The sequence below is a fragment of the Bradyrhizobium sp. NBAIM08 genome (assembly GCF_020193935.1).
Classification (GTDB): Bacteria; Pseudomonadota; Alphaproteobacteria; order Rhizobiales; family Xanthobacteraceae; genus Bradyrhizobium; species Bradyrhizobium yuanmingense.
In genome coordinates, this window is the sequence record NZ_JADYVR010000002.1 from 106,063 (window position 1) to 124,756 (window position 18,694).

An 18,694-nucleotide genomic window follows, 5' to 3' on the forward strand; every position below is an offset into this window, starting at 1 on the left:
CGCCGGACAGATACCAGCCGACCGCGAGCAGCAGGACCGCGTAGATCGCGTTCAGGCCATACAGGACAAGCGAAGCTTTCAGCGTGTCGAAATTGATGGTCATGACGGCTCCAACCCGGTCAGTCGGTTGAGAACGCGCCGCGATGCGAAATGATCCCGGTGGATGCTGATGGGGAACACGGAGCGATGTTGGATTGGGAGGGCACGCCCGCCGCTCCATTGTCATTGCGAACGGTGGAGAGAGCAGCGCTTATCGCGACTACGTCTCCGCCAGCTTCGGCCGCCCGTAGATCGCGTCCGCCCGCTTCTCGAACGCGGTCGAGAACCGCGCGAAGGCGGCATCGAACATCGAGCCCATCAGCATCGCCAGCATGCGGCTCTTGAATTCGTAAGACAGGAAGAAACCGACGTCGCAGACGCCCTCGCCCTTGGGCTCGAACGTCCAACGGTTTTCCAGATTCCTGAACGGACCTTGCAGATATTCGACCAGGATCTTCAGATTGGCGCGGTCGAGCGTCACGCGGCTGGTGAAGGATTCCTTGACCAGCTTGAACGACACCGTCATGTCGGCGACCAGCACCTCGGTGCCGTCGGGTTTCGCCATGCGCTGGCGCACCTTCAGCGCGCTGCACAGCGGCACGAATTCCGGGTAGCGCTCGACATCGGCGACCAGATCAAACATCTCGGACGCGCTGTGGTTGACACGGTGCTTGCTCGAAACTCGATGCATGGTACGTCAGCGGGCGTGAGCTGCCCGCGCAGCCTTCAGTCTCGCGAAATCCTCGCCGGCATGATGCGACGAGCGGGTGAGCGGGCTTGCCGACACCATCAGGAAGCCCTTGGTGTAGGCGATCTTTTCGAAGGACGAGAACTCGTCCGGCGGCACGTAGCGCATCACCGCGTGATGCTTGCGGGTCGGTTGCAGATATTGTCCGATGGTCAGGAAGTCGACGTCGGCCGAGCGTAGATCGTCCATCACCTGCTGCACCTCGTGGCGCTCTTCGCCGAGGCCGACCATGATGCCGGACTTGGTGAAGATGGTGGGATCGAGCTCCTTGACCCGCTGCAGCAGCCGGATCGAATGGAAGTAGCGCGCGCCGGGCCGGACCGTGAGATAACGCGACGGCACCGTCTCGAGATTGTGGTTGAAGACATCGGGCTTCGCCGCGACGACGATTTCGAGCGCCCCCTCCTTGCGCAGGAAGTCGGGCGTCAGGATCTCGATCGTGGTCGAGGGACACGCTGCCCTGATCGCGCGGATAGTCCGAGCGAAATGCTCGGCACCGCCGTCAGTGAGGTCGTCGCGGTCGACCGAGGTGATGACGACGTGGGCCAGGCCGAGCTTGGCCACGGCCTCGGCAACGTGCTGCGGCTCGGCCGCGTCCAGTGCATTGGGCAGGCCGGTCTTGACGTTGCAGAAGGCGCAGGCCCGGGTGCAGGTGTCACCCATGATCATGAAGGTCGCGTGCTTCTTGTCCCAGCACTCGCCGATGTTCGGGCAGCCCGCTTCCTCGCACACCGTATGCAGGCCGTTGGCGCGCACGATGTTGCGGGTATCGGCATAGCCGCGGGTGTTCGGCGCGCGCACGCGGATCCAGTCCGGCTTCGGCGGCGAAGCGGAATCGGGCCGATTCACCTTTTCGGGGTGGCGCGGGCGCAGCGGGTTCGAGATGGTATCGACAATAACGACCATGGGGTGTCCGGTCTGTTCAGGTCCTACCTAGTCGGTCTGGCCTGGCATCGCAACCCGGCTCGCCCCGCTTCAGGGAACATGGCAGATATGGGCAATATCTTGCTCTGTTCTCAGGCGATTCTCACCTCGAATGGCTCCAATCTCGAACGCTTCACCACCGCGGCTCGGCAAGCCCCTGAAGCGCGCCTTCTTCGGACGCAGCGTCCATGAGGTCGCGCCCGACCTGATCGGCGCCACCATGCTCGTCGACGGCGTCGGCGGGATCATCGTCGAGGTCGAGGCCTATCACCATACCGACCCGGCGGCGCACTCCTATCGCGGGCCGACGCAGCGGAACCAGGTCATGTTTGGCCCACCTGGCTTTGCCTATGTCTACCGCTCCTACGGCATTCATTGGTGCGTCAACTTCGTCTGCGAGGAGGAAGGCTCGGCCAGCGCCGTGTTGATCCGTGCGCTGGAGCCGACGCATGGCCTGGCTGCGATGCGCCGACGCCGGCATCTGCAGGAGGTGCGTGCGCTGTGCTCGGGCCCTGGCAAGCTGACCGAGGCGCTCGGCATCACCATCGCGCACAACGCCCTGCCGCTGGACCGGCCTCCCATCGCGCTGCATGCGCGAACCGAGGATGTCGAGGTCGCAACCGGCATCCGCATCGGCATCACCAAGGCGGTCGAGCTGCCCTGGCGCTACGGCGTCAGGGGCTCGAAGTTTTTGAGCAAGCCGTTTCCGAAATAGGCCTAAAGCGCGATGAATCATCATCGCGCTTTAGGTTATTGTTTGAGCATGATCTTTCCGGAAAACCGCTGCACACTTTTCCGGATCATGCTCTAAGACGCCTGCTTCAGCAGCTCCATCGCCTCGAGCAGCTTGGCCTTGCGCGCCAGCGCCGCCTCGCGCTTTTCGCGCTCCTCCTCGACGACCTCCTCGGCCGCGTTGGCGACGAACTTCTCGTTCGCCAGCTTCGACTCGGCGCGCTTGATGTCGGCCTCGGCCTTGGCGATCTCCCTGTCGAGACGCGTGCGCTCTGCGGCGACGTCGATCACGCCCTTGAGCGGCAGCGCGGCGACCTCGCCGCGCACCAGCAGTTGGACAGCGCCGTCAGGCGCGCGGTCGGCGAACGAGATGTCCGACAGCCGCGCCATACGCTTGATGACATCGGTCCAGCGCGGCGCGCGCTCCTTGGTTTCGGCCGAAGCGCCTGCGAGCACCAGCGCCGTCAGCGTTGCCGGCGCGATATTCATCTCGGCTCGCACCGAGCGGATCTGCGTGACGAGGTCGATGACCCAGCCGATCTCGGCTTCGGCAGCCGGATCGGTGAAGTCGGCATGATCGAAGATCGGCAGCACCCAGGCCGGCGAGACGAGCGCATCGGTCGGTCCCGTGGTCGCCGCAAGCATCGCGAGCTGCTCCGGCGTCGGCTCGACCGGCTTCAGCGGCCACGGCGCCAATGCGAGCAGGCCCTCGCGCCTGGCCGTCACCTCCCACAGCTCTTCGGTGATGAAGGGCATGAAGGGATGCAACAGCTTCAGGATCTCGTCGCGCGCCCAGGCGACCATGGCGCGGGTCTCGTCCTTGGCAGGGTTGTCCGGACCGAGCAGCACGGGCTTGGCGAGCTCGACATACCAGTCGCAATAGACGTTCCAGACGAAGCGATAGATGCTGCCGGCTGCATCGTTGAAGCGATAAGCTTCGATCGCCTCGGTCACCTCGCGCGTGGTGTGGGCGGTCTCATGCGCGATCCACCGGTTCAGCGTCTCCTTTGCCTTCGCCGGCTCGAAACCATCAGGCACGGCGCAGTGGTTCATCTCCGCGAACCGGCACGCGTTCCAGAGCTTGGTCGCGAAATTGCGGTAGCCTTCGACGCGGCTGGTGGCGAGCTTGATGTCGCGCCCCTGCGCCGCCATCGCGGCCAGGGTGAAGCGCAGCGCGTCGGCGCCGTATTCGTCGATCAGGTGGAGGGGATCGATGACGTTGCCCTTCGACTTCGACATCTTGGCGCCCTTCTCGTCGCGGACGAGGGCGTGGATGTAGATGGTCGAGAACGGTACTTCCTTCATGAAGTGCAGGCCCATCATCATCATGCGGGCGACCCAGAAGAAGATGATGTCGAAGCCGGTCACCAGCGCATTGGTCGGATAATAGCGCTGCACCTCGGGCGTCTCGTCGGGCCAGCCGAGCGTCGAGAACGGCCACAGCGCCGAGGAGAACCAGGTGTCGAGCACGTCCTCATCGCGCGTGATGAAGCCTTCGCGCTTGTTGCGGTCGAGCGCCATCTCGCGGCCCTGCTCGGGCGTGATGACCTCCTGCTCGACGTAATAGCCGAGCGCGTGGCTGATGGCCTCCTCCTCGGTCTCGGCGACGAACACCTTGCCGTCAGGGCCGTACCAGGCCGGGATCTGATGGCCCCACCAGAGCTGACGCGAGATGCACCAGGGCTGGATGTTCTCCATCCACTCGTAATAGGTCTTTTCCCAGTTCTTCGGCACGAAGGTCGTTTCGCCCGAACGCACCGCCGCGATCGCAGGTCTCGCCAGCGTCTTGGCGTCGACGTACCATTGGTCGGTCAGATACGGCTCGATCACGCTGTTGGAACGATCGCCGTGCGGCACCATGTGGGTGTGCGGCTCGATCCGTTCGACGAAGCCGAACGATTCCAGCCGCTCGACGATGCGCTTGCGCGCAGCGAAGCGGTCGACCTTGTGGAATTCCTCGGCGAATTGCGCAGCGCCTTCGGGCAGGTCGCGCAGATAATCCTCGTTGTCGAGGAGATCGAGACAGCCTTCCCTGTCGAGCACGCTGATCCGGCGCAGCCCGTGGCGATTGCCGACCTCGAAATCGTTGAAGTCGTGCGCCGGCGTCACCTTCACAGCGCCCGATCCCTTTTCGGGATCGGAATACTCGTCGGCGACGATTTTGATCTTGCGGCCGACCAGCGGCAGGACGACGTTCTTGCCGATCAGCTGCTGGTAGCGATCATCCTCCGGATGCACGGCCACGCCGGTATCGCCGAGCATGGTCTCGGGTCGCGTGGTGGCGACCACGATGAAGCTCGAGGGATCCTCGGGGTTGAACGTCTTGCCCTCGATCGGATAGCGCAGATACCAGAGGTGGCCCTTCACTTCCGTCTGCTGCACTTCGAGATCGGAGATCGCGGTGAGCAGCTTGGTGTCCCAGTTCACCAGCCGCTTGTCCTTGTAGATCAGGCCCTCGCGGTGCAGCTCGACGAAGACCTTGACGACGGCCTTCGACAGGCCCTCGTCCATGGTGAAGCGCTCGCGCGACCAGTCGCAGGACGCACCGAGGCGCTTGAGCTGGTTGATGATGGTGTCGCCGCTCTCGGCCTTCCACTGCCAGACCCGCTCCAGAAACTTCTCGCGGCCCATCTCGCGGCGACCGGGCTGCTGGCGCTCCATCAGCTGCCGCTCGACCACCATCTGGGTGGCGATGCCGGCATGATCGGTGCCGGGCTGCCACAGCACGTCGCGGCCGCGCATGCGCTCGAACCGGCAAAGGATGTCCTGCAGCGTGTTGTTGAGGGCGTGGCCCATATGCAGCGAGCCCGTCACGTTCGGCGGCGGGATCACGATGGTGAAGGGCACGGCATCACGGCGGTCGGGCCGGCCAGCCTTGAACGCAAGGCTGTCCTCCCACACCACGGACATGCGGGTTTCGATATCGGCGGGCTGGTAATTTTTCTCGATCATGGGGCTGCTAGAAAGCCGCGCGAGGGGGCCAAGTCAACGAAAAGTCAACGAAAAGGCCAGGGAAAACGAGGCGGCAACAGCGCTTTCCAGCCCGGTCCGGGGCCCGAATATGACGCCCAAGCCGGGCTTTATGAGGGCCCTTCGGCCGCCCTCAGCGGCCGCCGCGCGAGACCCGCTCGATTTCGGCCTTCACGATGCGTTCAACGAGGCCGGGCAGGTTGTCGTCGAGCCAGGACTTCAGCATCGGCCGCAGCATCTCCTTGACCAGGTCCTCCAGCGTCCGCGCATTGCTGCTGAGCACCGTATGGGCCAGGGAGTTGAAGGCGGATTCGACCGCGGAGACCGTCGATTGCGCGAGGATCGGCTGCTGCGGGGGCAGCGGCGGCGCGTCGAAGTCCACCGGCGCGTAGGACGGCGACGGGGCGGGACGCGGCGGCTCGGCGAATTCGAGATCGTCGCGTGGCTCGACCTTGCGGAAGGTCGGCGGCGGCGGAGGTGGCGTCGGGTCCATCGCCATGTCGTCGGTCAGTTCGAGCACGTCGGGCTCAGGCTCGGGCTCTGGCTCGGGCGCGCGGACCTCCGGCGTAGGTGTGGCCGCATCGAGACCCGCCAGCAACGCGTCGATATCGTCCTGGCTGTTGGATGCGTCCGCCGCGGGCGCCGGCGCAGGTGGCGGCGCCGGCTTTGCAGCCGGCGGCGGTGCCGGCTTCTCGGCGGCGGGTTTAGGCGGAGCGACCTTGGATGGCGGAATGTCGTTCATCGCCTGCGGCTTCGGCGGCGCGGCGGGCGCAGCAGCCTTCTCGGGCTTGGCGGCCTCAGCCGGCGGGGGCTTTGCCTCGTCGTCGGCAATGATGCGCCGGATCGAGGCCAGAATCTCCTCCATCGAGGGTTCTATGACCTTTGCAGGCTGCGTCATCTCCGACTCCACATCATCAACGCCCTCGCATGCGTTGTTTTACACCAAGCACGGCAGGATTGGCCGGTTCCGCAACGATGGGTCCGCCATTTTCGTCGCCGCAGCCCGACTTGTCCCCAGATCACGGCTCGACGCGCAGCGGTGCGCCCCTGCCCCCGGCGCCGAAGCGTTACGCACACGACATCAACGCGGGCGAATCGACCCGCATCATCTTGGCAAGGCTATGTCAGGGATTTTGACGATTGCAAGCAAAGCACCGGTCGACCTCGGCTATTGGCGAGATCGACCGGATGATTACGGGAATCAGCGGCCGTCAGGCGTGCGCACACCCGCCCAGCTGTCCCGCACCTGATGATAGTGAACGCTGGGGTCGTAGGTCGTAGTCGCAAGGCCGAGGACCTGCGGCGATAGACGCCCGACCGCCGCGAGGACGTTATACGATGCGACCACGCGATCGTGCTGCGCGGTCACCAACGCAACGCGCGCGTTCACCAGCGCCTGCTGCGCATTGAGCACGTCCAGCGTGGTGCGCTGGCCGGCCTTGGCCTCCTCGCGGACGCCGTTCAGGGCGATCTCGGACGCCGTCACCTGCGCCTGAGCCGACTGCACCTGCGCCTTGGTGGCCTGCAGCGAGCCCCACCATTGCACAATGGTCGCGCGGGTCTGGTCGCGAGTCGTTTCGAGGTTGAGCCTCTGCTGCGCCAGGTTCTCCTTGGACTGGCGGATCAGCGAATATTCACCACCGCCATTATAGATCGGCACGGTGAGCTGCGCGATCGCCGATGCGGTGTACGAACGCATCTGAATCAAGGATTGTTCGTCGGCCCGCTGGGCCGTTGCCTGAACCGAAAGTGTCGGCAGCAACGCTCCTTCATTGATCTTGACCTGCAGATAATTGACGTCGATGCCGTACATGGCGGCCGTCACGTTGGGGTGCTCGATCAGGCCGAGCTCGATGGCGGAAGCCAGCGTCTGAGGCAGAAACCGATCGACAGGCGAGCCGGGCGCAAGATTCGTGGGCTCGTTGCCGATGATGCGACGGTAGTTCGCGCGGGTCGTCGTCAGATTCGCTTCAGCGGTGAGCGCCTGGGTCCTCCCGGCCGCCAGTTGCGCTTCCGATTGGGCGACGTCGGTCCGGGTCACTTCGCCGACATTGAAGCGGTCGCGGGTCTGCTTCAGTGTCTGCTCGAGGACGCGCACGTTGCTGCGCTGGACTTCGAGCGTGGCGGCATCCCGCAGATAGTCCATGTAGGTCGTCGCGGCGCTCAGCAGTACGCTCTGATCCATACCGCGCAGCGCTTCACGCGTACCGGACACCTGGCTCTCCGCCGCGCGGGTCCGGTTGGCGGTCTGGTTGCCATTGTAGAGCGTCTGTGTCGCCGTCACGCCAATGCTGCGAGGCACCCTCGTTCCGTAGACTGAGTTGGTCCCCGGGGCACTCTGCAAATCTTGATATGAATAGCCACCGGTCGCTGTCAGATTGACCCTCGGGCGATAGCCCGACAAGGCCTGAGGCACGCCCTCGTCAGTCGAGCGCACCTGGGCACGCTGTGCGTTGAGCTGCGGGTTGTTCTGATAGGCGCGCACCAGCGCGCCCTCGATCGTATCCGCCAAGGCAGGTGTCGGCCCGGCAAGCGCCAGCAGCAGGACCGAAACCGCAGCTCCGGTGAAGAGCTTCACCCCATGCATCCGTGAAATTCCGTTCGTTCTAGCGCCCTGCTCGTGCCCGCGAGCCGGGGTACCGTACCAATGGAGTCGTTGCCCCGCCGCAACATAGGACGCGGTCAAGCGCGACGGAACTACCTGGGGGTGGTTCTCAGTGGAAACTCTTCGCGTGCAGCATCCCGGCCACACTTCTGATTCAGAACGGGATTTGGGGCGGCTTTGGGGCCGTCAGAAGACAAAGGCAGCCGCCCGTTCCAGCCCGGGAAGCACCGGGGCGGCGGCGTCGAACAGGGTCCGATGACCGAATTCGCCGTGGGTACGGGTCACGATCGTGGCGCGCGGCGGCCTCGATTCGGCCGACACCCCCACCAGGCGCCCACCCTCCTTCAGCTGCCCGAGCAGCGCTTCCGGCATCACCTCGGCCGCGCCGTTGAGGAGAATCACATCATAGGGGGCAGCAGCAGGGTCCCCCTCGGTGCAGGCCGCCGCCTTGCAGGCGACATTGGCAAGCCCCTGGGCGGCGAAGGCGTCGCTGGCCTTGGCCGCCAAAGCCGAATCGCACTCGGTCGCCGTGACCTGACGCGCGAGCTTGGCGGCCAGTGCGGCGAGATAGCCGGTGGCGCAGCCGACGACCAGCACGTTGTCATCCGCGCCGATCTCGGCGGCCTGGAGCAGCTTGCCGGTCAGCGCCGGCTTGATCAGGAACCGCTTGGCGGCGCCTTCGCTGACGTCGAGGTCGAGATCGAGGTAAGCCAGCGCCTGCCGGCCGGCCGGCACGAAGGCCTCGCGCGGCACCGTGAGCATGGCATCGAGAACACGACGGTCGGTGACGTCATTGGTGCGCACCTGGCCATCGACCATTTTTTGGCGCGCGGTCGAAAAACCGGACATTTGCGGACCCTGCAATGCGGACGATGCCGCGGAGAAAAATCGCGGCATCTTTTGGAGCATGCTCGGTCAAAACGCAACATAGCGGTTGGCGATGCGCGTTTCGCCCTCCGCAACCTCTCCTGATGGAGGGCCGGGCCGGCCCTATTCGATGGCGACTGCCAGGCGGCCAATGAGGCCAGCGACCTCGTCAAGCCGCGCCGAATCCGGCGCCTCGACTGCGCGCGCGAGACAAGCGAGGCATTCATCGTCGCTGAGCTCGGGGATGCCGGCCGGCAGAATCGAAGGGGCCAAATCAGAACGGTCGACCTTGTTGTCTGGCATGGGAATCAGCTCCGCGAGTGTCCGGCAGATCCACGCTCGACGTAAATTGAGTCGTTTTGGCGCCGTCCGAATGGCGGGACCTCGCCGACGCACAGGTGTTCGAGCGCGATTCCGTGCTGCACCCCGGTGCTTCGCTCTAGATTTCAGGCAAAGCACATAGCACGCAGCATTAGGATGCAAGGGCAAGCTTTTGAATTTAGTAAGATTCGGCTCTCCGGACTGGATCCGGTTTTGTTACGGAAGCGTCGGTTTCTCTTGAGCCTTTTAGCGCGCCTCAGCGTCGAGGTTCCCAAATCATTCCCAAGGCCTACCAAGCGTTCACGTTGGAGAGGGACGCGCTGACGGCGCGCAATGATCCAGAGGCCCTTGACCCATATCAAGGGAGCCCGTCGCCCGCCCGCCAACATCCACACATTACCGCTCTTCAGCCCATCGTCGGGCGACCGGGAGTTTCAATCATGAAGGCTGTTTCCGTCGAAGAAGCCGTTGCGATGATCCCGGCGGGCGCCAGCGTCATGGTTGGCGGCTTCATGGGAGTTGGAACGCCGGAGCGGCTGCTCGACGAAGTCGTGCGTCAGAGGAAGACGGGGCTGACCTTGATCTCGAATGACGCGGCCACGCCCGGCAAGGGCGTCGGCAAGCTGTTCGATCAGGCACTGGTGTCGAAGCTGACGGCAACGCATATCGGTCTCAATCCGAAGGCGCAGCAGCAGATGCTGGCGAACCAGATCGCGGTCGACCTCGTGCCGCAAGGCACCTTCGTCGAACGCATCCGCGCCGGCGGGTGCGGTCTCGGCGGGGTGCTGACGCCGACCGGGGTCGGAACGCTGGTGGCCGAAGGCAAGCGCCAGATCGAAGTCGACGGCAAGCCGTTCCTGCTGGAAACGGCGCTGCGGGCGCAATTCGCATTGGTGCACGCCTTCCTCGCCGACTACCTCGGCAACCTCGCCTACGCCCTCACCTCGCGCAACTTCAACCCGGTCATGGCGATGGCAGCCGACACCGTCATCGTGACGGCGGAGCATATCGTCCCGGTCGGCGTGATCGCGCCCGATCACGTCGTCACCCCCGCGCCGCTCGTCGACTATCTCATCACCAACGGGTGACATCATGGATCCCCAGATCATCATCGCCCGGCGTGTCGCCAAGGAGCTGAGGAGCGGTAATCTCGTCAATCTCGGCATCGGCATTCCGACCCTGGTCGCCAATTATGTGCCGTCGGACCTGAAGGTCTTCTTCCAGTCCGAGAACGGATTGATCGGCACCGGGCCGATTCCCGAGCAGGGCATGGCGCATCCGACGCTCACCGATGCCGGCGGACGCCCGATCAGCGCGCTGCCGGGCGCCTCCACCTTCGACAGCGCGATGTCGTTCGGCCTGATCCGCGGCGGCCACGTCGATGTCACCGTGCTCGGCGGTCTCCAGGTCGACGCGCATGGCCATCTCGCGAACTGGATGATCCCGGGCAAGATGGTCCCGGGCATGGGCGGCGCAATGGACCTCGTCACCGGCGCCAAGCGCGTGATCGTCGCCATGCAGCACGCGGCCAAGGGCAAGTCGAAGATCGTGGTGAAATGCTCGCTGCCGCTGACCTCGGCACGCCCCGTCAACCTTGTCGTGACCGACATGGCCGTGATCGGTTTTCCCGACGGCAAGGCGACGTTGCTGGAAACAGCACCCGGCATCAGCGTCGGCGAGGTCATGGCCTTGACGGAGGCCGAGCTCGCCATTCCCGACAATGTTCCGGAAATGAAGCTCTGAACAGGTCAACCATGCGAATATTCAGCGACTTCAACGAGATCAAATCCGCAATCGGCACCGAGATCGGCGCCAGCGACTGGATCGAGATCACGCAGGACCGCATCAACCAGTTCGCCGAGGCGACCTGCGACGAGCAGTGGATCCATGTCGACCAGGAGCGCGCCAAGCAGGAGATGCCGGGCGGCAAGACCATCGCCCATGGCCTGCTCTCGCTTGCCCTTGCCCCGCTGTTCATCCGCTCGGTCATCGGCCTGAAGGGCCTGCGCAACACGCTCAACTACGGTGCCGACCGGATCCGATACCTCGCGCCGGTACCGGCGGGCTCGAAGCTGCGCGGCCGGGTCACGATCGCGGAAGCAGAGGACGTGCCGCCGGACGGGCTGCGCGTCAACTACCACCTCGTGATCGAGATCGAGGGCGGCAAGAAGCCGGCCTGCGTGGCCGAATTGATCGCGCTTCACTATCGCTGAATCAAAGAGTCGAAAAACAACCCCATGCACAGTAGACATGGGGCTGATCTGATTGATGTTTCCTGTTCGCCCGGAACCGGTTGCTCCGTCGGGCAAAACACTGGCAATATTGTCACCATCGATGGTGGGTCGCCGGACTGCTCAGCGCGTCAATCGATGATGTGGTGGCCGCCGTCGACGTCGAGGCCCCGTCGGGATCGGCTTGGCGCCGTGGATGGTGACGCGGCACGTCCTCCGAACCAGGCGCCGAAATAGCCTGCATAAAGTGCCGGCGATTCGAGGTTCATCGAATGCCCTACGCCTGGCACGATGACCAGCCGGCAATCCGGCATCGCTTCGGCCATAGCACGGAGATCGGCCGGCGCGATCCAACCGTCCCGCTCGCCCCACAACACGAGGTGCGGATGCCGGATCTCGGACATACGGCGCTCCAGCTCACGGCTCTCCTTCTCCCGCGTCAGGTTCACCGGCGTGCCGATCCAGATCCCCTCCGATACGCCGAAGGTCTGCTCGATGATCCGATCGAACAGCGTCTGGATCTCTCCCAGCCCCTCGCGAAAGCGAGGGACCATGTTCGGCCCCATGCTCTCCGGGACGAACAGCGAAGAAGCGGCTGTAGCCATCACGGACCGCGTCAGCTCCTTGCTCGACATCATGGCCCTGAATAATCCGATCTGATCGGCATCGAAGGCCATGCCGAGCGGCGTTACCGGATCGAGCGCGAACACACGGCCGAAGCGCTGCGGCTGCTCGAGCAGCATTCTGGCGGCGATGATGCCGCCGGTGGAATGTGTCGCGAGATGGCAATAGCCGATCCCGAGCGTATCGAGCGCCGCCAGCATGTCCTCGGCGTGCTGCCGCATGGAGTAGTTGGAATAGTCGGCCGACGGCTTCGGCCGGTCGCTGTCGCCACAGCCGCGCCAATCGATTGCAACCACACGGAGCCCGATCGGAAACAATGGCGCGGCGAGCTCGATCCAGTCCTTGCTGGCGAGATTTCCGTGGATGAAGACGACGGTGACGTCGCCTCCTCCCCACTCCCGCCAGCCGAGTCGGAGTTCGCCCGCCTGCACCCTTGGCATCGCCGGGCCCTACTTGTTGAGGCCAGCCGTCGGAGCCGCTCCAGGCGGTGTCGGCGCCACTGGCAAGGCAGAGACGACGGCGCCCTTGATCATGCGATCGGTTCCGAGCGGCGATGATGTGTCCACCTCCCCGTTGGTCACGAAATCCACGACATCGGCAGCGTATTCCACTGGATTGTCGGTGTGGATGAAGTGTCCGGTCTCCGGATAGATCTTGAGCATCGGCCGGTTGCCGGCATTGGTCATACGCGTCATGAACGGCGTGATGACGTCGCGGCCGAGGTCCGTCAGGCCGTTGAACGCAGGCGTCGGAATGAACGGCTCCTTGTCGCCGAACGCCAGGAAGATCGGCGCTTTGATCTGGGTGACCCGCTCATAGAGGTTCTTCGGGTCATCCTGCTGGAGCTCAGCACCGATCGTGTAGATGTCGAAGATGAAGACGTTGCACCACTGATCGAGCTCCTTCGGGTTGCCCTTGGTAAGCCCGGCGCGTTGCTCGGTATGGAAACGGGCATATTCGCTGTCGTTGAAGAAGTATCCGCTCTTCGCAGCCGATACCACGCCGGTGTCCGGATCACGTTTCTTGAAGTAGAAGAAGTCGCGGACGTTCTGCTCGCTCCGCGCCTTTTCCGCAGCGAGAATACCGGTCTGGTCCCAGACCTGCTTCCACTTGTCGAAGTCCCGGCCGAGGCCGTCGGCGAACAGAGTCGCCTTCTTGTCCTTGGCAATGGTGATCTCGCGCGGATATTCCTCGAGGCCGGACGGCGCCTCCAAGGCGAGGCCCTGCACCGCATCAGGCCAGGTCAGGGCGTAGCCCACGACGAACTGGCCGCCGAGCGAGTGGCCAAGATAGTACGCCTTCTTGACTCCGAGTTGGTTGACCACGAGGTCGTAGATCACCTCGCGCATGTCCTGCATGGTGCGAGCGGGATTCTTGTCGAGATTGCCGGGCCCCGACATGCCGTAATGCGGTAGGTCCGGCACGATCACGCGCAGGCCGCTGCGCAACGCATACTGCATGATGTTGCCGTAATGGCCGCCGAACGCGCCCTTGCCGTGGATGATGACGAGCACCTTCGGATCCTTGTCGGTGCCGGCATACTCGTCCATGTAGCCGATTTCCCAGGAGTTGCCGCTCTTGTCCTTGGCACTGCCGAATTTGACCGGATAGGGATAGGTCACGTAGGCCTTCCAGAACGACTTCTTGGGATCGATCGTCTGGGCGACGCCGGGCACGCGGTAATTCTTGTCGACGAATTTCTGGGCGCGATCGAGGGCCGCCACGTCATCCATGAAGGCGACGAACTTCGGATCGTTCTTGCGCTGGTTGATGATCGGGAACACGCCGTAGTGCGCGACGGGGCTCTCCTGTGCGATAAGATCAGCGCCGGGCACGCGATCGACAGCCTTCTGCGCCAGCTTGAAGTTGAGCCAGAGGTCGTTGGTGATGTGCATCACCAGCGTGCGAGCCTGAATGCGACCGAGATAGGGATTGACGTTATGGGTCTCGCCGACCCGATTGCGCCAGACGAGGTCGACGGCGTCGTAGAGCTTGGCGCGATTAATGACGTTGAGGCCGGCCTTCTCGTTCGGCGGATCCCAATAGAAAATCTCGGGCTGTACCGCCGCCCAGTTCTGGGTCGTGCGGAAGGAAAAGTCATAACCCGTCATGCCGAGGATCGACCAGCCGAAGGCCACGCCCGGCACCGGATGCTTTTCCTTCGGGAGCTTGTAATAGTCGCCCTCGGTCGCCTGCCAGACCGGATCGCCCTGGATCGCGGCTGTCATCATCTGGAAAGTCCAGTTGCCGACCGGGTCGTCGCCATCCGATTGCGTGGTACCGCCGATCGGCATCAGGGCGCTGACATATTCCGGATGCATCACGCCCCAGACGTAGGTCTGCGTGCCACCCATGGAGACGCCGGTCACCAGCGCGACGCGCGCGACCTTCAGCTCGTCGCGCAGCAGGCGGTAGTTCGCCTGCACCATGTCGTAGTAGCTGTATTGCGGAAACTTGATGCCTAGGCCGTCGGATGGCTTGCTCGCGCCCCAAGTGCCGAGCGGATCGACCATGATGACATAGTAACGATCCGTATCGATCGGCCGGCCCGGACCAATGATGGGTACGCCACCCGACAACGCCGCACCCTTGACCCACTGTTCGTACATGTCGGTGGAATCGCCGGAATAATAGGAGTTGATCACGATGGCATTGGTGATCTCGCCCGCCGCGTTGCGCCTTGCGTTGCCGACGGCGATGTAAGCCGTGCGCAGCTTGCCGGCCCCGAGCGATTCCAGCGTGACGCCGCCCTCTCCGCCGTTCTCCCATTTGGAAGGGTCGGTCAGGTCGTACTTGCCGCCCAGGCGGAAGTTGGCGATCTCGTAGGTCTTCTTCAGCCCGTCATGCTGCACCTGCGACGAACGGCGCGTGAAAGGCTGTGCGGTTGCGATCGCCGTTCCGAGCAGCAGCACGATCAGGCTCAACAGGCAACGATTCAACGCATCTCGTCCGGCCATGATGCGATCCTCCCTGGAAGATTTTCCTGAAACGCTAGGCAGGGCGGCCGGGGAAGGTTTGATCTAGCTCAATGGAATCCGCTCGGAGGAATCGAGGATCGCGGGCATCAAAAGACCGGCGGTACCCTCGCGATGCCTTTCCTCAGCCACGGCTCATATCGGATCCGCTATGAGCTCGACGGGCCGGCGGGCGCACCGGCCTATGTTCTCGTGAACGGGCTGACGCAATATTCCGAGCTGTGGAGCGCCTATCGCGAGGCCTTGTCGGCGCGAGGCTTTCGCGTTGCGACCTTCGATCTTCTCGGCCAGGGCGCCTCCGACAAGCCGAGGCTCTTCATCAGCCAGGACGATCAAGTCGCTGCACTGCGCCTCCTCATCGACGAACTCGGGGACGGTCCGATCTTTCTGAGCGGGATCAGCTTTGGCGGCCTGATCGCGCTGCGATATGCGATCGAGCATGGCAAGCGGCTGGCCGGGCTGGTGCCGATGAGCTGCTTTGCGGAGCTGTCGCCGCAACTCTTGCTGCTTGGCAATGCGCTGCGGACCGCGCTGATCCTCGGCGGCACAAGTTACCTCCAGGACCTGCTGTTACCCATGAACCTCTCCGACCAATGGCTGAAGCCGCTGCTGGACAAGCTCGATAGCGTGAAGCGGCAAGGTTGGCTGGTCAACGACGTCTACGCGCTGCAAAACCTGATGGAATCCTTCCTCGACTTCCAGCCGCTCACGCCGCACCTGTCCGCGATCGCCGTTCCGACCATGATTCTCAACGGCGAGTTCGACTTTCTCACGCCGCGGGGTCTCCACGAAACATTGCGAGTCGAGATTCAGAACAGCTCATTGGTGATCATCCCCAGGGCCTATCACGCCTTCACGCTGGAGAAAGGGACACTGACCGCCGATCTGCTGGCGCGCTTTGCCGAAGACGTGCTGGCCGGCCGCTGGCAGGGCAATCAAGCGGTCTGGGTGGCGCCGGACCAGCCCGGCGGCGAGCTCACGCCGTTTCCTGCCGGCTACGATCATCTGCGTGCCATCCCGGTCAAGCGAGCGCTGCCATGAGCGGCTTCCTCGGTCCCGTCGCGCCGGACGGCCGCATTCCACCGTACCAGCAGACGAAGGTCGCAGCATTCCTGATCTCGGCCCACGGCGCCCTGGCCCGGCAATTCGCTTTCATGCTGCCCGCGAGGCTCGACGCGGCATGGCAGACCGAATTGAATGCTCAATTTTATCGCGAGACCGAGATCGTCTCGCTGCTGCTGCGCGCCACGTCCTGGGTGGTGGATCCTTCCCTGGGTTACATGTTCGCCTCCTGGGAGTCCGCCTGGCTGCCTGCACCGGTCGAAGGGATCGCAGACCCTCGCCTTGCCCAAATGATTCACCTCGCAGCGCTTGCCCACGCCGTGCATGCCGGTATACGGCCGGCTGCGCTCCTACCGATCGAGGCCAATGCGCAGGATCCTTTTGTTATGGCGCTACGCCGGATCGAATTTGAGAGTGGCCGGCTGTTGCAGGCCCAGATTCTGTTTCTGAAGAGCACAGACCTTGCGCCGCATCGCGACGCGGTCAGTGCGGCGCTCGCGCAGCGTCACGCCGACGTCCGCAAGCTCTGGCGCGAATTACTCGAGTGCATCGGCATCGGCGTACCGCCGGCATGACAACGCGCGATTGCGCGCTCAATCGATGATGTGATAGCCGCCGTCGATATAGAGCACGCCACCGGTGATCAGCTTAGCGCCGTCGAGCGCCAGGAACGCGGTGGCGTTGCCGACATCGTCGATGCTGACGAGGCTGCGCGAGGGCGCCTTGGATTGCGCCTTGTCCATTAGCTCATCGAACTCCGGAATGCCCGAGGCCGCGCGGGTGGCGAGCGGCCCTGGCGAGATCGCGTGCACGCGGATGCCCTTCGGACCGAGCTCGGCAGCGGCATAGCGGACCGCGGCTTCGAGCGCCGCCTTGGCGACGCCCATGATGTTGTAGTTCTCCACCACCATCTGGCTGCCGTAATAGGTCATGGTGAACATCGTGCCGCCGTTCTTCATCAGGGGTTCGGCTAGATGTGCCATCCGCAGGAACGACCAGCAGGAGACGTCCATGGTCTTCAGAAAGCCGTCGCGGCCGACGTCGACGACGCGGCCGTGCAATGCTTCCTTCGGCGAAAAGGCGATGGAATGAAGCAGGAAATCGAGCTGCCCCCACTCCGACTTGATCCGCTCGAATACCGCTTCAGTCTGGCCTTCGACCATGACGTCGAGCGGCAGGAAGATCGGCGCTTCCAGGGCCTGCGCCAACGGCTCGACGTGCTTCTTGGCGCGGTCGTTCAGATAGGTGACGGCGAGATCGGCTCCGAGCGCGCGAAACGCCCTGGCGCAGCCCCAGGCGATCGATTGGTCATTGGCGATGCCGACGACGAGGCCCTTCTTCCCCTTTAGTGCGACCTTGCTGTCCGGAAATACTGGAATCATGACACCCTCTCTTTTCTGGGGTTGGGCGATTGGCCGTTCATCAACAGCGTCAGCGTGTGCTGCGCAATCATGAGCTCCTCGTCCGTCGGGACGACGTAGACCGGAACGAGACTCGTCTTTGCCGATATCAGCCGCGAATGGCGCGTGTTCTCGGCCGGGTCGAGTGCCACGCCAAGCCAGCCGAGCTGCTCCGCCACACGCGCGCGGATGCCGCTCGAGTTCTCGCCGATGCCGGCGGTGAAGACGAAGGCATCGATCCCCTGCAACGCCGCCGCCAGCATTCCGGCGTTGAGGCCGATGCGATAGACGAAATAGTCCACCGCCAGCTTCGCTTGCGGATCCGTGCTCGCCTCCAGCTCGCGCATGTCGTTGCTGAGCCCGGAAAGCCCCTTCAATCCGCAATCGCGATAGAGAAAATCCTGCACCTTCGATGGCGTCATCCCCTTCTCGGACAATAGGTACAGCACGACGCCCGGATCGAGCTGGCCCGGGCGCGTGCCCATCGGCAGCCCATCGAGCGCGGTGAATCCCATCGTGCTCTCGACGCTCAGCCCATTCTTCATCGCGCACATCGACGCGCCACTGCCGAGATGGGCGACAATCACCCGGCGCTTTGCGACCTCTGGCGCAATCTGGGGCAAGGTCCTGGAGATGTACTCATAGGAGAGCCCGTGAAAGCCGTAGCGTCGCACACCTTCGGCGTGAAGCTGGTAGGGGATGGCGTAATGATCGGCCAGCGGACCGTGCGTGCGGTGAAACGCGGTGTCGAAGCACGCGACCTGGGGTATCGTCGGGAAATTGGCCAGGATCGAGCGGATCGGCGCCAGATTGTGCGGCTGATGCAGTGGCGCTAACGTGACGAAGCGTTCTAGCCGTGCCACCACGCCATGATCGACGAGAATTGGCCGCTCATGATCCGGCCCGCCATGGACGACGCGATGCCCGACCGCCAATGGATGGATGCGCGCCTCGTTCCGCAGCCATTCCCCCGCGACTTGCATCGCCGCCGGCACGTCCGGAATGGCCTCGATCGGATAGGCCCGGTCCGCCATGGGATCATTGCCTGCCCTGCTCGCCCGCAAGCGCGGACGGCTGCCGATGCCGTCCACCTGCCCCTTGATCAGGCGGCGCAGAACGCCCTCACCCTCGACCGCAAAGACCTGGAACTTGACGCTCGAGGAGCCGGCGTTGACGACGAGGATGCTGTCCATGGC

17 protein-coding genes and 1 pseudogene are annotated in these 18,694 nt (G+C 63.9%); 6 read left to right on the plus strand and 12 right to left on the minus strand.

Features of this window, described 5'->3' with window-relative positions; translation table 11 throughout:
- Positions 1-16 precede the first annotated feature (16 nt).
- The 3 genes and pseudogenes from I6F37_RS45880 to lipA form a co-directional block, all read right to left on the minus strand.
- A pseudogene (locus I6F37_RS45880) lies at positions 17-226 on the minus strand (hypothetical protein); the annotation flags it as partial.
- A 33-nt stretch (positions 227-259) separates the two neighbouring features.
- The gene (locus tag I6F37_RS06535; protein WP_225150673.1) at positions 260-730 is read right to left on the minus strand and encodes a type II toxin-antitoxin system RatA family toxin; all 471 of its coding nucleotides are present in this window, start codon (positions 728-730) and stop codon (positions 260-262) included.
- Between the two features lie 6 nt (positions 731-736).
- On the minus strand, positions 737-1,693 hold the full coding sequence (gene lipA / locus I6F37_RS06540; RefSeq protein ID WP_035999382.1) for a lipoyl synthase: 957 nt from the start codon (positions 1,691-1,693) through the stop codon (positions 737-739).
- Positions 1,694-1,823: 130 nt separating this feature from the next.
- Here lipA and I6F37_RS06545 point away from each other — a divergent pair, with 130 nt between their 5' ends.
- The gene (locus I6F37_RS06545) at positions 1,824-2,426 is read left to right on the plus strand and encodes a DNA-3-methyladenine glycosylase (protein WP_036028025.1); all 603 of its coding nucleotides are present in this window, start codon (positions 1,824-1,826) and stop codon (positions 2,424-2,426) included.
- A 92-nt stretch (positions 2,427-2,518) separates the two neighbouring features.
- Here the strand turns inward: I6F37_RS06545 and I6F37_RS06550 are convergent, their stop codons facing one another.
- The 5 genes from I6F37_RS06550 to I6F37_RS06570 form a co-directional block, all read right to left on the minus strand.
- A complete protein-coding gene (locus tag I6F37_RS06550; RefSeq protein WP_225150675.1) occupies positions 2,519-5,395 on the minus strand; it encodes a valine--tRNA ligase in 2,877 nt (958 codons plus the stop codon).
- A 151-nt stretch (positions 5,396-5,546) separates the two neighbouring features.
- Positions 5,547-6,311 (minus strand): PopZ family protein, encoded by a 765-nt coding sequence (locus I6F37_RS06555; protein WP_225150677.1) that lies wholly within the window; start codon positions 6,309-6,311, stop codon positions 5,547-5,549.
- 303 nt (positions 6,312-6,614) lie between these two features.
- Positions 6,615-8,000, minus strand: coding sequence for a TolC family outer membrane protein (locus I6F37_RS06560; RefSeq protein WP_035999388.1), 1,386 nt, complete (start codon positions 7,998-8,000; stop codon positions 6,615-6,617).
- A gap of 204 nt (positions 8,001-8,204) precedes the next feature.
- Positions 8,205-8,867, minus strand: coding sequence for a protein-L-isoaspartate O-methyltransferase (locus tag I6F37_RS06565; protein WP_036028010.1), 663 nt, complete (start codon positions 8,865-8,867; stop codon positions 8,205-8,207).
- A gap of 141 nt (positions 8,868-9,008) precedes the next feature.
- Positions 9,009-9,188: a hypothetical protein gene (locus tag I6F37_RS06570; protein ID WP_035999393.1), complete on the minus strand. Its 180-nt coding sequence runs from the start codon at positions 9,186-9,188 to the stop codon at positions 9,009-9,011.
- A 458-nt stretch (positions 9,189-9,646) separates the two neighbouring features.
- Here I6F37_RS06570 and I6F37_RS06575 point away from each other — a divergent pair, with 458 nt between their 5' ends.
- The 3 genes from I6F37_RS06575 to I6F37_RS06585 are packed head-to-tail and all read left to right on the plus strand — an operon-like array spanning position 9,647 to position 11,419.
- Positions 9,647-10,294 (plus strand): CoA transferase subunit A, encoded by a 648-nt coding sequence (locus I6F37_RS06575; RefSeq protein ID WP_035999395.1) that lies wholly within the window; start codon positions 9,647-9,649, stop codon positions 10,292-10,294.
- 4 nt (positions 10,295-10,298) lie between these two features.
- Positions 10,299-10,949, plus strand: coding sequence for a 3-oxoacid CoA-transferase subunit B (locus I6F37_RS06580; RefSeq protein WP_035999398.1), 651 nt, complete (start codon positions 10,299-10,301; stop codon positions 10,947-10,949).
- 11 nt (positions 10,950-10,960) lie between these two features.
- On the plus strand, positions 10,961-11,419 hold the full coding sequence (locus I6F37_RS06585) for a MaoC family dehydratase (protein WP_036028008.1): 459 nt from the start codon (positions 10,961-10,963) through the stop codon (positions 11,417-11,419).
- A gap of 149 nt (positions 11,420-11,568) precedes the next feature.
- Here I6F37_RS06585 and I6F37_RS06590 read toward each other — a convergent pair whose 3' ends face one another.
- A complete protein-coding gene (locus I6F37_RS06590; RefSeq protein WP_225150678.1) occupies positions 11,569-12,501 on the minus strand; it encodes an alpha/beta fold hydrolase in 933 nt (310 codons plus the stop codon).
- Positions 12,502-12,510: 9 nt separating this feature from the next.
- Positions 12,511-15,018 carry an alpha/beta hydrolase gene (locus I6F37_RS06595; RefSeq protein ID WP_036039465.1) on the minus strand — a complete coding sequence of 836 codons (2,508 nt, stop codon included), beginning with the start codon at positions 15,016-15,018 and terminating at the stop codon, positions 12,511-12,513.
- Positions 15,019-15,150: 132 nt separating this feature from the next.
- Here I6F37_RS06595 and I6F37_RS06600 point away from each other — a divergent pair, with 132 nt between their 5' ends.
- A complete protein-coding gene (locus I6F37_RS06600) occupies positions 15,151-16,077 on the plus strand; it encodes an alpha/beta fold hydrolase (RefSeq protein ID WP_225125425.1) in 927 nt (308 codons plus the stop codon).
- Positions 16,074-16,673 carry a hypothetical protein gene (locus I6F37_RS06605; protein WP_225125426.1) on the plus strand — a complete coding sequence of 200 codons (600 nt, stop codon included), beginning with the start codon at positions 16,074-16,076 and terminating at the stop codon, positions 16,671-16,673. The genes I6F37_RS06600 and I6F37_RS06605 overlap by 4 nt, the downstream gene beginning before the upstream one ends.
- An 18-nt stretch (positions 16,674-16,691) precedes the next feature.
- Here the strand turns inward: I6F37_RS06605 and fabI are convergent, their stop codons facing one another.
- Entirely contained in the window at positions 16,692-17,480 is a 789-nt protein-coding gene (fabI, locus tag I6F37_RS06610; RefSeq protein ID WP_025035483.1) for an enoyl-ACP reductase FabI, read from the minus strand.
- Positions 17,477-18,691, minus strand: a complete 1,215-nt coding sequence (locus I6F37_RS06615; protein WP_035999405.1) for an acetate/propionate family kinase — start codon at positions 18,689-18,691, stop codon at positions 17,477-17,479. Before I6F37_RS06615 ends, fabI begins: the two co-directional genes overlap by 4 nt.
- Between the last annotated feature and the right edge of the window lie 3 nt (positions 18,692-18,694).